This is a genomic window from Bacillus sp. ISL-46, assembly GCF_018613205.1.
This window is the reverse complement of the sequence record NZ_JAGGQR010000097.1, coordinates 45,117-57,079: the sequence shown is the minus strand read 5'-3', so window position 1 is coordinate 57,079 and position 11,963 is coordinate 45,117. Positions and strand designations below refer to the sequence as shown.

Annotated in this window: 14 protein-coding genes; 8 read left to right on the top strand and 6 right to left on the bottom strand. The window is 37.9% G+C overall.

Annotated features, from left to right (window positions below):
• Positions 1 to 49: 49 nt before the first annotated feature.
• Positions 50 to 691 (bottom strand): phosphatase PAP2 family protein, encoded by a 642-nt coding sequence (locus J7E67_RS29755; protein ID WP_214717175.1) that lies wholly within the window; start codon positions 689 to 691, stop codon positions 50 to 52.
• A gap of 316 nt (positions 692 to 1,007) precedes the next feature.
• Here J7E67_RS29755 and J7E67_RS29750 point away from each other — a divergent pair, with 316 nt between their 5' ends.
• A complete protein-coding gene (locus tag J7E67_RS29750) occupies positions 1,008 to 1,403 on the top strand; it encodes a thiol-disulfide oxidoreductase DCC family protein (RefSeq protein WP_251027087.1) in 396 nt (131 codons plus the stop codon).
• A gap of 122 nt (positions 1,404 to 1,525) precedes the next feature.
• Positions 1,526 to 2,716 (top strand): M14 family metallopeptidase, encoded by a 1,191-nt coding sequence (locus J7E67_RS29745; RefSeq protein WP_214717174.1) that lies wholly within the window; start codon positions 1,526 to 1,528, stop codon positions 2,714 to 2,716.
• A gap of 45 nt (positions 2,717 to 2,761) precedes the next feature.
• Here the strand turns inward: J7E67_RS29745 and J7E67_RS29740 are convergent, their stop codons facing one another.
• Positions 2,762 to 3,172 (bottom strand): VOC family protein, encoded by a 411-nt coding sequence (locus J7E67_RS29740; RefSeq protein WP_214717173.1) that lies wholly within the window; start codon positions 3,170 to 3,172, stop codon positions 2,762 to 2,764.
• A gap of 75 nt (positions 3,173 to 3,247) precedes the next feature.
• Positions 3,248 to 3,820 carry a GNAT family N-acetyltransferase gene (locus J7E67_RS29735; protein WP_214717172.1) on the bottom strand — a complete coding sequence of 191 codons (573 nt, stop codon included), beginning with the start codon at positions 3,818 to 3,820 and terminating at the stop codon, positions 3,248 to 3,250.
• A 418-nt stretch (positions 3,821 to 4,238) separates the two neighbouring features.
• Here J7E67_RS29735 and treP point away from each other — a divergent pair, with 418 nt between their 5' ends.
• The 5 genes from treP to J7E67_RS29710 all read left to right on the top strand — a co-directional run bounded on the left by treP (position 4,239) and on the right by J7E67_RS29710 (position 9,810).
• On the top strand, positions 4,239 to 5,663 hold the full coding sequence (treP, locus tag J7E67_RS29730) for a PTS system trehalose-specific EIIBC component (protein WP_214717171.1): 1,425 nt from the start codon (positions 4,239 to 4,241) through the stop codon (positions 5,661 to 5,663).
• Between the two features lie 85 nt (positions 5,664 to 5,748).
• Positions 5,749 to 7,416, top strand: a complete 1,668-nt coding sequence (gene treC / locus J7E67_RS29725) for an alpha,alpha-phosphotrehalase (protein WP_214717170.1) — start codon at positions 5,749 to 5,751, stop codon at positions 7,414 to 7,416.
• Between the two features lie 14 nt (positions 7,417 to 7,430).
• Positions 7,431 to 8,144: a trehalose operon repressor gene (gene treR, locus J7E67_RS29720; protein WP_214733394.1), complete on the top strand. Its 714-nt coding sequence runs from the start codon at positions 7,431 to 7,433 to the stop codon at positions 8,142 to 8,144.
• Positions 8,145 to 8,284: 140 nt separating this feature from the next.
• Entirely contained in the window at positions 8,285 to 8,962 is a 678-nt protein-coding gene (locus J7E67_RS29715) for an SOS response-associated peptidase (RefSeq protein ID WP_214717168.1), read from the top strand.
• Between the two features lie 230 nt (positions 8,963 to 9,192).
• Positions 9,193 to 9,810: an RraA family protein gene (locus J7E67_RS29710; RefSeq protein WP_214717167.1), complete on the top strand. Its 618-nt coding sequence runs from the start codon at positions 9,193 to 9,195 to the stop codon at positions 9,808 to 9,810.
• Between the two features lie 48 nt (positions 9,811 to 9,858).
• Here the strand turns inward: J7E67_RS29710 and J7E67_RS29705 are convergent, their stop codons facing one another.
• Together J7E67_RS29705 and J7E67_RS29700 are read right to left on the bottom strand one after the other, a co-directional pair.
• Complete coding sequence (locus J7E67_RS29705; protein WP_214717166.1) at positions 9,859 to 10,083, bottom strand: BRCT domain-containing protein; 225 nt, start codon at positions 10,081 to 10,083, stop codon at positions 9,859 to 9,861.
• Between the two features lie 127 nt (positions 10,084 to 10,210).
• Positions 10,211 to 10,648 (bottom strand): GNAT family N-acetyltransferase, encoded by a 438-nt coding sequence (locus J7E67_RS29700; RefSeq protein ID WP_214717165.1) that lies wholly within the window; start codon positions 10,646 to 10,648, stop codon positions 10,211 to 10,213.
• 175 nt (positions 10,649 to 10,823) lie between these two features.
• Between J7E67_RS29700 and yyaC the strand changes: the two genes are divergently transcribed.
• The gene (yyaC, locus tag J7E67_RS29695; protein ID WP_214717164.1) at positions 10,824 to 11,423 is read left to right on the top strand and encodes a spore protease YyaC; all 600 of its coding nucleotides are present in this window, start codon (positions 10,824 to 10,826) and stop codon (positions 11,421 to 11,423) included.
• A 128-nt stretch (positions 11,424 to 11,551) separates the two neighbouring features.
• Here yyaC and J7E67_RS29690 read toward each other — a convergent pair whose 3' ends face one another.
• Positions 11,552 to 11,896, bottom strand: a complete 345-nt coding sequence (locus tag J7E67_RS29690) for a c-type cytochrome (RefSeq protein WP_214717163.1) — start codon at positions 11,894 to 11,896, stop codon at positions 11,552 to 11,554.
• Between the last annotated feature and the right edge of the window lie 67 nt (positions 11,897 to 11,963).

Below are 11,963 nucleotides of genomic sequence, written 5' to 3'. Positions count from 1 at the left end.
GATTTGTCGACAGTCTGAAAGAGTGTCTAGAGACACTCTTTTTATTAAACTATTTTTCTTTAACATAAGCAGTTTCCGTTTTTCGAGTAAATGACAATAATTCAAACGCAATTCCGTATAGGAAAGTAACAAGGAACATCGAACCAATCATATCAAATATGACATGCTGTTTAACAAATAGGGTTGAAATGATAATCAAAGTCCCGACAACATGGATACAAACATTGTTAATTAGATGTTTGTTTTTAATATGAAGTGAAGCAAGCATTATAACAAATGTGGTAAGTACATGGATACTCGGAAAACAATTAAACGGACGATCATTTGCATAAATCCACAAAACAAGATGATTAAAGATATTATTACCTTCAATAGTTGGTCTTGGGACTGTGGTTTGAAAAAAGAAATAAATAACAAAACAAATTAGTTCTGCTACAACAATTAAAATTAACGTTTTAAGGTATACTTTTGTGTCCTTAAAACAAAAGTAGATTAAATAACAAAAAATATAAGCATACCAAAGGATATATGGAATGATAAAGACCGACAAAAACGGGATCGCTTGGTCAATTGACGTACTAATATCGACAGCTCTATGTGAACGGGAATTTAATAATTCATAAATTTTGGCTAGAAGAGGAATCACAAGCAAAAATAGTAAATTGGGAGCTTTTTTTATTAAATTTTTCAATCTTATTCCTCCCTTAATATATAAAAACATAATTTTCTAGTTTACTATACAGAAATAGTCGAACACACTCCATGGTACCACAAATACAGTAAAAATAAATGAAATTTCCATACTTCTCTCAAATTTTTTTGGAGTCCTTTTTTAGTGTCACTACTTTGGTGTCATTTTTGGTGTCAGGCACCATTCGTGGACACTTCTAATAGTCTGTCCGTCTCCAATGGACGCTTTCCGAATTCCTAAGTACTTACAAAACTGTATCAGGATGAAATTATGCTAAACTAAATTACAACACAAACTTAGTTGTGAAGGTGGTGGAATGGTGGATCGGATTATCTTGTTTGATGGGGTTTGCAATCTGTGTAACAACAGTGTGAAATTTATAATAAAAAGAGACACCTCGGGCTATTTTAAATTTGCCTCACTCCAAGGTGAGACTGGCCAAAGATTATTAAAAAAGCATAGCTTAAACTATGACCTAAATAGTTTCGTCCTAATTGAAATGGAAAAGGTCTATATAAAATCAAGTGCTGCTCTTCGTGTTTGCAGTAAATTAGGCGGGGCTTGGCGCATATTATCGATCTTCCGCTTCCTCCCTCCACTTTTCAGGGATTTCCTTTACGACATAGTTGCAAAGAATCGTTATAAATGGTTTGGAAAAAGAGAAAGTTGTATCCTCCCTTTGCCAAAATGGAAGCAGAGATTTTTGGACTAAGGATGAATTGTTTAATACATCAGTAACTGGTAAATGGTGGCAGAAACTCTAATTCTAACTAATATTTTATTCCCTATAGCATAGATATTATTAATACTATTTTTTACTGCAGGAGGGTATTTATGGAGGTTGTCGTTAGAAAAGGAGATTCATTATGGCATTACAGCCAGATGTTTCATATAAATTTGCAGCTAATAATTGATTCGAACAGAAATGTCGATCATAATAATCTTTCTGAAGGCCAACGTGTACGATTACCAGGCTTTGCTGCCCAGGATTATCAGATTCGCCCTGGCGATACCTTATGGAGTATTGGTCAACGCAGATCTCTTCCCCTAGAGGCTATTACTTTGGTTAATCCTAACCTAGATGAAAAAAATCTAAATGTAGGTCAAACCATTAAGGTTCCAACTAGGATCACTTGGAGATTAGTGGATAGTGGCCAAAGTTATGATTACATCAAATTGATGAATGATATCAAGAGATTATTAGAGGTTTATCCGTTTATGCAGATACCTGTGATTGGTAAGACAGTTCTTGGGAAAAAAATTCCAGAGATCGTCATCGGAACGGGTGAAAAAAGAGTTCATTATAATGGATCATTTCATGCCAATGAATGGATAACCACATCAATCATCATGACCTTTTTAAATGATTATTTATTAGCTCTGACAAATCATAATCTGATCCGTGGGCTACCCATGTTTCCACTTTACCAACAAAGCATTTTATCTATTGTCCCAATGGTAAATCCAGATGGAGTAGACCTCGTTCTACATGGCCCCCCAGAAATCGAAAATTGGAATAAAAGAGTGGTTGATTTCAATAAGGGCAGTACAGATTTTACGGACTGGAAAGCTAATATTCGAGGGGTTGACCTAAATGACCAATTCCCGGCTAGATGGGAATTAGAAAAGGCAAGGAATCAGACTGAGCCTGGACCAAGAGATTTTGTAGGAGAAAAACCTTTATCAGAGCCTGAAGCAATGGCAATGGCGAAACTAATAAAAAAACGAGATTTTGTAAGAGTTCTAGCCTTTCATACACAAGGTGAGGTCATCTACTGGGGGTTTGAAAATCTTGAACCTCCTGAATCAGAGGACATTGTGAAAGAATTTAGCCGAGTAAGTGGTTACGAGCCTATCAAAACGATTGAGAGCTATGCCGGTTGCAAGGATTGGTTTATTCAAGATTGGAAGCGACCAGGATTTACGATTGAACTCGGCCGAGGAATAAATCCACTTCCATTGTCACAATTTGATGAGATCTATCAAAAATCACTGGGAATTTTCTTGGCGGGACTTTATATGTAAAAAAGGAGGCCGAAAAACTCCTGCCTCCTTTCCCTCTAGATAAAATTAGGCTTTTGTATAATTAAGATCCCAAATCACACCAAAGGCATCTTTTACCTTCGCATATTTTGCTCCCCAAAAAGTATCTTGCAGCTCCATATAAACCGTTCCTTTTTGACTAAGAGTATCATATATCCCACGGATTTCATCTTCGCTTTCGAATTCCAATGTTAATGAAATATTACTCCCTACCACGACTGAATTCCCCGGAAACGCGTCTGAGGCCATTAGGAAAAGATCGTCCTTTTTAAATTGAGCATGGATTACACGATCATGCGCCTCTGGCGGTGTCGGATAGTCTGCCTCACCATAGGTTTGAAGATTTGATATTTCACCGCCGAATACTTCACGGTAGTACTCTAATGCCTCTTTTGCATTTCCATCGAACATTAAGTATGGTGTCGCTTGACCCTTCATTTATAACACTCCCTTTTGATTAACATCGATATTATTTAGTACACTTACCTCATCAAGACCTGCTTTTCCTAAAAATTAATTTTTATTTCCCCCGACTTCTGATCCCTGATAAGATGCCTTATGAAACTTTTCAATTAACTTAAACAGTTCCTCACCCTTTTCAGGCAAGTTGGTGTCAGGCACCATATTCAAAAACATAGCTCGGTAAGATTCGGGCACCCATTTGTAATCATGTATGTAATCAGTTAAGGTAAAACCGCACTTTTTCCAAAAACGATTCCTTGAAAGTGTCTCAGGCGTTTCTTCGGATTCAACTTCAATCAACAGACTTTTCATATTTCCTTTGGTCATTGACCATTCTTGAATATACTTCATCATTTTCATGCCTATCCCACGATGCTGCCATTTGTGGTGGACAGCCAAATAATCAATTAGCAGGGCCTGCGTTCCTTCCAACTTCCCGGTCATTGCCATCGCCACTATTTGAACTTCTTCAACCCCTATATGTAGGAAACAAAGCTGTTTCTGAAACATATTCCGAATGATCTTCTCCGGCTTCGCTCCTTTCCCATCGAAAGCTTGATGGTAAATAGGACTCACCTGTTTCCAAAGTTTTTCATCCCATTGATTTATTGTTTGAAATTCCAAGGCAGTTTGCCTCCTACATTTTTCTTTTATTACCAAAATACCCAGTAAGGAAGATTTTTATAAAAAAAAGGACCTTTGAAATAAAATCAAAGGTCCAAATGAGAACTTGGTGGTCTAGGCCAAGTCCTTAATTAGGAGGTCTAAACTCAGAAGAATTTAAACATCTTTATATTACCATTTTCAAAATTTTCTTTCAATCATTATTACTTTAAAGTGTAAAAGTTTCTGCAATTTTAAAAAACAAAAATTTTCCTAGTTGACATACATGTATATACAAGCTAGAATGAAATCGTAATCATAACTTGTATATACAAGCAACAATCGTTTATGAAAACGTACACATTGACTGTATATAGAGTGATAAAAAAATAGAGGATATAAAATGGGGACATGCCCATTCAAACAGGGGGAAAGACAAATGACGAAGTACACAGATCCTTCAAATGATCTATTAAAACACATTGGCGGTAAAGAAAACATTGCAGCCGTTACCCATTGTGTTACAAGAATGCGGTTCGTTTTAAACGATCCAAGCAAAGCGGATATTAAAGAAATCGAGTCCATTAAGCTTGTAAAAGGTACATTTACCCAAGCCGGACAATTCCAAGTCATCATTGGGAATGAAGTATCTAGCTTTTATAATGAATTTGTAAAAATTGCTGATGTGGATGGAACTTCTAAAGAAGAAGCAAAAGAAGCAGCCAAACAGAATATGAACTGGTTGCAACGAATGATGGCCCACCTAGCCGAAATCTTTACCCCATTAATTCCTGCTCTAGTTGTCGGAGGTTTAATCCTCGGCTTTAGAAACATCATCGGTGATATCAAATTACTTGAGAATGGAACAAAGTCCATCATCGAGGTTTCACAGTTCTGGGCAGGTGTTCACTCCTTCCTATGGTTGATTGGTGAAGCAGTATTCCACTTCCTTCCAGTCGGAATTACCTGGTCGGTTACGAAAAAAATGGGTGGTTCACAAATCCTAGGTATCGTCCTTGGTATTACACTAGTATCTCCGCAATTGCTTAATGCCTATGCTGTAGCAGGTGCAAAGGATATTCCTGTCTGGGATTTCGGTTTTGCAAAAATTGAAATGATTGGTTACCAAGCACAAGTAATTCCTGCAATTTTAGCTGGATTAGTGCTTGCTTTCTTAGAAACTAGATTACGTAAAATTGTTCCAAATTCCATTTCCATGATTGTCGTTCCATTCTTAGCGTTAATTCCTACTGTTTTAATCGCTCATACTGTTTTAGGCCCTATCGGCTGGAGCATCGGTTCTGGAATTTCTCATGTAGTGTATTCAAGCTTAACCTCTGCATTTGGCTGGGTATTTGCGGCAATCTTCGGGTTCGCATATGCACCACTTGTTATTACAGGGTTGCACCACATGACGAATGCGATTGACTTACAATTAATGAGTGAACTTGGCGGAACAAACCTATGGCCAATGATTGCACTATCTAATATTGCCCAAGGTTCAGCTGTACTTGCGATGATTTTTATCAATCGTAAAAATGAAGAAGAAAAACAAGTATCGATTCCAGCAGCCATCTCTTGTTACCTTGGAGTAACAGAGCCAGCAATGTTCGGGATTAACTTAAAGTATGGCTTCCCATTCCTTGCTGCGATGATTGGTTCCATGATTGCAGGCGTTGTCTCCGTTGGTAGCCACGTAATGGCTAACTCAATCGGTGTCGGTGGTTTACCAGGCTTCCTTTCCATCCAAGGTCAGCACATGACGATGTTTGCCATTTCAATGGTTGTAGCCATTGTCGTTCCATTCCTACTAACAATTATTTTTGCTAAAACACGCATGAATAAATTTTCTTTTAAAAAATAAAAGCTAAATCACATATTTAGGAGGGAGACATGCTCCCTCCTTTTCTCCATTAAATTACTTAATCTAAAATAGGCAGGTGTTTGAAATGTCAAATGAATGGTGGAAAAAAGCAGTCGTCTATCAAATCTATCCAAAAAGCTTTCATGATACGACTGGAAATGGAACTGGAGATATTCAAGGCATTATTGAAAAATTAGACTATCTAAAAGAACTCGGTGTAGAAGTCCTTTGGCTTACTCCCATCTATAAATCTCCTCAAAGAGATAATGGTTATGATATCAGCGATTACTACGCAATTCATGAAGATTATGGAACGATGGATGACTTTGACAGGTTACTAGCAGAAGCACACAAACGCGGCTTAAAAATCATCATGGATATTGTCATTAATCACACATCAACAGAACATGAATGGTTTAAACAAGCACGGTCCACTAGAGACAATCCATATCGTGACTTCTATATCTGGAAAGATGGCAAGAACGGCAAGGCTCCTACGAACTGGGAATCAAAATTTGGTGGTTCAGCATGGGAATATGATGAGACCACCGAACAGTATTACTTACATTTATTCGATGTGACCCAAGCAGATTTAAACTGGGAAAATGAAAAGCTGCGTGCAGCCCTATACGAAATGATGCACTTTTGGTTAAAAAAAGGTGTCGATGGCTTCCGTCTCGATGTTATCAATTTAATTTCCAAAGACCAGAATTTCCCACAGGATGACAGCGACGGCCGGAAATTTTATACCGATGGACCAAGAATCCATGAATTTTTACATGAAATGAACGAACAAGTTTTTTCAAAATATGATATTATGACGGTCGGTGAAATGTCATCTACATCAATTGATAACTGCATTAAATACACGAACCCAACCCAAGAAGAATTAAACATGACATTTAGCTTCCATCATTTAAAAGTCGACTATCCCCATGGTGATAAATGGACGAAAGCGGACTTTGATTTTCATACTTTAAAACAGATTTTATCTAATTGGCAGGTTGGAATGAATCAAGGCGGCGGCTGGAATGCCCTCTTCTGGTGTAATCATGACCAGCCACGAGTCGTGTCCCGTTTCGGCGATGATCAAAAATATCATAAAGAATCGGCTAAAATGCTGGCCACCACCCTTCATATGATGCAGGGAACCCCTTATATTTATCAGGGCGAAGAATTTGGGATGACCAATCCTAACTTCAACTCCATCGATGAATATCGAGATGTAGAGTCCTTAAATATTTTTAACATCAAGAAAAATGAGGGTATGGACCAACATGAGATTATTGATATCCTAAAACAAAAATCCCGTGACAATTCAAGAACGCCAGTCCAATGGAATGCAAATGAAAATGCAGGCTTCACAAGCGGGACTCCTTGGATTCAAACGGCAAGTAATTTCCAGGAAATCAATGCGGAGCAGGCACTAAAAGATTCAGACTCTATCTTTTTCCACTATCAAAAACTTATACAATTACGAAAAAAGTATGATGTGATTACAGATGGAAAATATCTCCCTATTTCTAATGAAGATGATGCTATATTTGCATATGTAAGGACAATTGGCTCTGAAAAATTACTAGTGATCAACAATTTTTACGATAAAGAGAAAGCATTCGTTCTCCCTACTGATTTACATCTTGATGAGTATGATAGTGAGATGTTACTCTCTAATTATGAGGATTCGACACCAATTGGCCCGGAAATCTCCTTGCGGCCATATGAGTCGGTTGTGTATTACCTGAAAAGATGAACGGAGATGTCCTAATGACGAACAAGTACCTAACGATCTACAACATTATTGTCGAGCAAATAAAAAGTGGAGAAATTCCTCCACAAACGCTTCTTCCCTCTGAGAACGAATTAAAAGATCAATTCGATACATCGAGAGAAACGATTAGAAAGGCGTTAAATTTGCTTTCGCAAAATGGCTATATCCAAAAAGTTAGAGGAAAAGGTTCGATCGTGATCGACATCAGCAAATTTGATTTTCCTGTTTCGGGGCTGGTTAGTTTTAAAGAACTGGCAAATAAAATGGGCAGTAAACCAAAAACGATTGTGAACGAGCTCTCGTTAATCAAGCCCGATGGTTTTGTCAGGCAGCAGCTACAGCTGGGAAGTAAGGACCTGGTATGGAAGGTAGTTCGTACAAGGGAAATGGGCGGAGAGAAAATCATTTTAGATAAAGATTTTTTATCTAAAATGCATGTTCCTTCCCTAACAGAAGAAATTTGTGCGGATTCCATTTACCAATATATTGAAAATCAATTAAACCTGACCATTAGCTTTGCCAAAAAAGAAATTGTCGTAGAAGAACCTTCACTCGAGGATCGCTCCTTATTAGACCTTGAAGGCTTTCACAATGTAGTCGTCATAAAAAACTATGTTTATTTAGATGATGCCACCCTCTTTCAATTTACGGAATCAAGGCATCGGCCTGATAAATTTCGGTTTGTAGATTTTGCTCGCAGATCCCATTGATTCCAGCAAGGAGACCTCCAATCATTTTCAGGGGTCTCCTTTTTTTTTACTTCACGTCATATTTAGAGTTTCGTATAAAAAGGATTTTGTCCATGATCTTTGTTACAATAGACGTAACAAATTCGTGAGGTGAAAATAGTATGTGCGGCCGATTCACGTTAACAGCTACGTTCGAGGAAATCATTGATCGTTTCGATATTATATCTTTTCTTGAAGAAGAAAATTATGCTCCGAGTTATAATATTGCTCCATCTCAAGCCGTACTTGCCGTGATTAACGACGGCAAGTCAAATCGGATGGGATTTTTAAAATGGGGCTTAGTTCCGCCATGGGCAAAGGATGCATCCATTGGCCATAAGATGATTAATGCCCGAGCCGAAACATTATCGGAAAAGCCAAGCTTCCGAGCAGCCTTCAAAAAGAAGCGTTGCCTAGTTATCGCCGATAGTTTTTATGAATGGAAACGACATGAGGATAAAAGCAAAACCCCGATGCGAATTAAACTAAAATCCGATGATCTGTTTGCCATGGCAGGCATTTGGGAGTCTTGGAAATCACCTGAAGGAAAAACGCTCTATACTTGTTCCGTGATAACAACCGAACCCAATGAACTAATGAAAGATATTCATGATCGGATGCCCGTTATTTTGAAGCCAGACGATGAAAAAACATGGCTGGATCCATCCATCTCCAATACTAATGATTTAAGTAAACTACTTATCCCCTTTGATGAAAACTTAATGGAGACTTACGAAGTATCCTCCTTAGTAAACTCACCGAGAAATAACAACGTTGAGCTTATTCAAAAAATTTGTTAGTCCTTTTTAAAAAAATAGGCTTAAATTATTAAAAATATTTTTTCCATATGGACATGTTTACTACATGCACGTCCAAGGTTCTACATATCATGTATTAACCCATAAAAGTTTTCCTTCTTTAGAAAGTGGTAATCGGCCACTTTCTTTTTTTTGTGGAAAAAAATGGGCAAAGTGTAGCTACCCGAGCTATAATGACGGTAAGAAGATTAAAAAATGAGAGGAGTTTTCCTATGGACCAACTGGTAAAAAAATTCTATGACCTTCCTACAACCTGTATATCCGATGCGATGGATGGCTTAAATAACCTCCACCCTTCGATTAAACCTCTAAAAGAAGAATATAAGCTTGCTGGAAGAGCATTAACAGTGAAGATTCCTGTCGGTGATAATCTTGCCGTCCTAAAGGCAATCCGAGCGTCAAAACCAGGGGATATTTTAGTTATTGATGCTAAAGGAGATCCATATCGTGCCATTGCTGGTGATTTTGTTGTTGGCATGGCTCAAACACTTGGAGTCGGTGGAATCGTAGTTGATGGTGTCATTCGTGATATTGTTGGAATCAAGGGCTTGAAATTCCCCGTCTTCTCGAGGGGCACTACCGTTGCAGCAAGTGGTAAAGCAGGAGTTGGAGAGATTAATATCCCGATTTCATGCGGCGGAATGACAGTACATCCAGGCGATATCATTGTTGGGGACGCGGACGGCGTCGTGGTCATTCCACAAATGGTCGAACAAGCTGTATTGGAAAAGTCCCTCAAAAAATTAAAAAACGATCAGATTAGAGAAGAACGTATAGCTGGTAATCGTGAGGTTATTATGAAACATTTAGATGAACTCATTAATCGGTAAAAAAATAGCTAACCCCTTTTCCATGCGGAATTGGGGTTAGCTATTATCTTATTCGCTCCCTTTCGTGTCCCACCATTCCCGAACCTCAAAAATGCCGATGACTTCACTTTTTGCTTTTTCAAAAACCTCTACCGTTTCGTTAGTGGAATAAGAGAAAATATAGTGGGTGGATGTTTCGCCCATTATTCGAAAGGAACTGATTTCCCCATCTTTCATTTCGACCATATACACTTTTCCGCTCAAAACATCATTTGCATCGGCTAAATTTTTCATGAATGATCATCTCCTTACATTACTTTACTCTCAGATTAGCAGATTACATGCTTCATAAAATGAACGAAATTCGAAAAAATAACGAATATTAGTAACACTTGGAGATAACAAACACCTACCTTATTTTTCATATAGAGAAATAATAAAAATAATTCGATTCCCTTTCAAAACCAATTTTTTCATAAAGTCTTTGGGCAGTAATGTTTTCCTTGCCTGTCTCTAGCATAACTCCTTTTGCTCCTGTTTCCTTTACAAACTGAATCGCGATATGTATTAATTTCTCCCCTGCACCTCTGCCACGGAATTGTTCCTTCACATACAAATCATTTAATACCCATGATCGCCCCATGCTAACAGAAGAAAAGGATGGATATAACTGAACAAAACCAACGGGAATTTCCCCATCAACAGCCATAAACACAACGGATTCGTCGTTCATTATTCTTGCTTTTAAAAACTCTCGTGCCCCCTCCAAGTCGGACGTTTGCTCATAAAATACCCGATATAAATCAAACAATACCGTCAATGATTCGAGATCATTAATAGTTGCTTTTTGGATAATCATTTTTTAATTCCTCCTAGTTAAGAACAATTTACTAATCTACGAGATTGAGTGAAATTCACAATATTACAGAAGGATTATCTTAAGTAAATGCAGAATATTAAAACATTATTATTGAACACGATATTTGGTCGTTTGTTCAACTCTGTAGAATAATTTTGCTTGGGGGTAAATAGACATGAACACTTCTTTAGACGTAAGGCACGCTTTGTCTGAAAGAATTATTACTTTCAATGATAGGCTAGCACCACTATTCATTCGAGACAGCTTACATTCTCTCATTCCGGAAGGCACAGAACATATTTACGTAATAGGGATTGGTTCAAATGTCATAAGTGGTGACAGTCTAGGTCCATTTGTTGGTACCTTACTACATAATCTATACCCCAAACACTTAACAGTATTCGGAAACCTTGAATCTCCTTTAGATGCAAAAACACTTATCCCACAGGTTTCTCGGCTAACCCTGCCCCAAAATAGTTTTGTCATTGCCATTGATAGTGTTCTAGGGTCTGAAAGAATCGTTAACACTATTGTTGTTCGTGACGGTTCATTGTTGCCTGGGGCGGGGTTAGGAAAAAAACTTCCTCCGATGGGAGATTGCAGCATTATGGGGGTTGTCCTGGAAAATGATCCGCGATTGGAATGCTCACTCCTTTCCACGAATCTGCATCTTATTTACACTATGGCAACAAATATTGCCAAAGGGATATCACTAGCTGTGAGGCAATATTATAAATATCCTTCGCTCCATCCAGTTTTGCATAATTGCTGGTAATGGATATGGTCGATTTATATACTGATACTTATAGTATCAGATATTTCAATTAATTGAAACAAACCACTTCAAGAGGGAATGAAAAAAAGGCCCGGAGATTCCTCCGGACTATTATCTTCCTTCATTTACTATTCCTTTTGATCCCATAAATAATTGACAACGGCATCATATTGTTCTTTTGATAATGAACCTGGAGCGGACTTAGGCATCTTCTTTTCTACAAAACTATAAAGATCCTCTTTCTTTTGAAAATCGGCATGAATTTTCGTTGAATCCAGTTTTACTTGACCACCAGTAATGTCACCTGAACTATGGCAGGTAATACAGCTTTTTTGAAAGATGTCATCCCCTGCAACCGTGCTAGCAGTTTCACTTGCTGGTTTACTAGACGGTTCTTTTGATGTGTCATCATCATTACAGGCGCTCAATAAACCAATCATTATAAATAATCCCAAACCAAAAATCGTTTTCAAGCTTCCACCCCTTTTTTGGTTTCCTCGGAATGCCTTCATATTGGAAATAGATGCCTACTGGCAATCT

Excerpts from the sequence above, each read along its gene's own strand:
- J7E67_RS29700 (WP_214717165.1), bottom strand. The coding sequence starts at position 10,648 with ATGATTATCCAAAAAGCAACTATTAATGATCTCGAATCATTGACGGTA.
- treR (WP_214733394.1), top strand. The coding sequence starts at position 7,431 with ATGACGAACAAGTACCTAACGATCTACAACATTATTGTCGAGCAAATA.
- J7E67_RS29710 (WP_214717167.1), top strand. The coding sequence starts at position 9,193 with ATGGACCAACTGGTAAAAAAATTCTATGACCTTCCTACAACCTGTATA.
- J7E67_RS29745 (WP_214717174.1), top strand. The coding sequence starts at position 1,526 with ATGGAGGTTGTCGTTAGAAAAGGAGATTCATTATGGCATTACAGCCAG.
- J7E67_RS29705 (WP_214717166.1), bottom strand. The coding sequence starts at position 10,083 with ATGAAAAATTTAGCCGATGCAAATGATGTTTTGAGCGGAAAAGTGTAT.
- yyaC (WP_214717164.1), top strand. The coding sequence starts at position 10,824 with ATGAACACTTCTTTAGACGTAAGGCACGCTTTGTCTGAAAGAATTATT.
- J7E67_RS29740 (WP_214717173.1), bottom strand. The coding sequence starts at position 3,172 with ATGAAGGGTCAAGCGACACCATACTTAATGTTCGATGGAAATGCAAAA.
- J7E67_RS29715 (WP_214717168.1), top strand. The coding sequence starts at position 8,285 with ATGTGCGGCCGATTCACGTTAACAGCTACGTTCGAGGAAATCATTGAT.
- treP (WP_214717171.1), top strand. The coding sequence starts at position 4,239 with ATGACGAAGTACACAGATCCTTCAAATGATCTATTAAAACACATTGGC.
- J7E67_RS29750 (WP_251027087.1), top strand. The coding sequence starts at position 1,008 with ATGGTGGATCGGATTATCTTGTTTGATGGGGTTTGCAATCTGTGTAAC.
- treC (WP_214717170.1), top strand. The coding sequence starts at position 5,749 with ATGTCAAATGAATGGTGGAAAAAAGCAGTCGTCTATCAAATCTATCCA.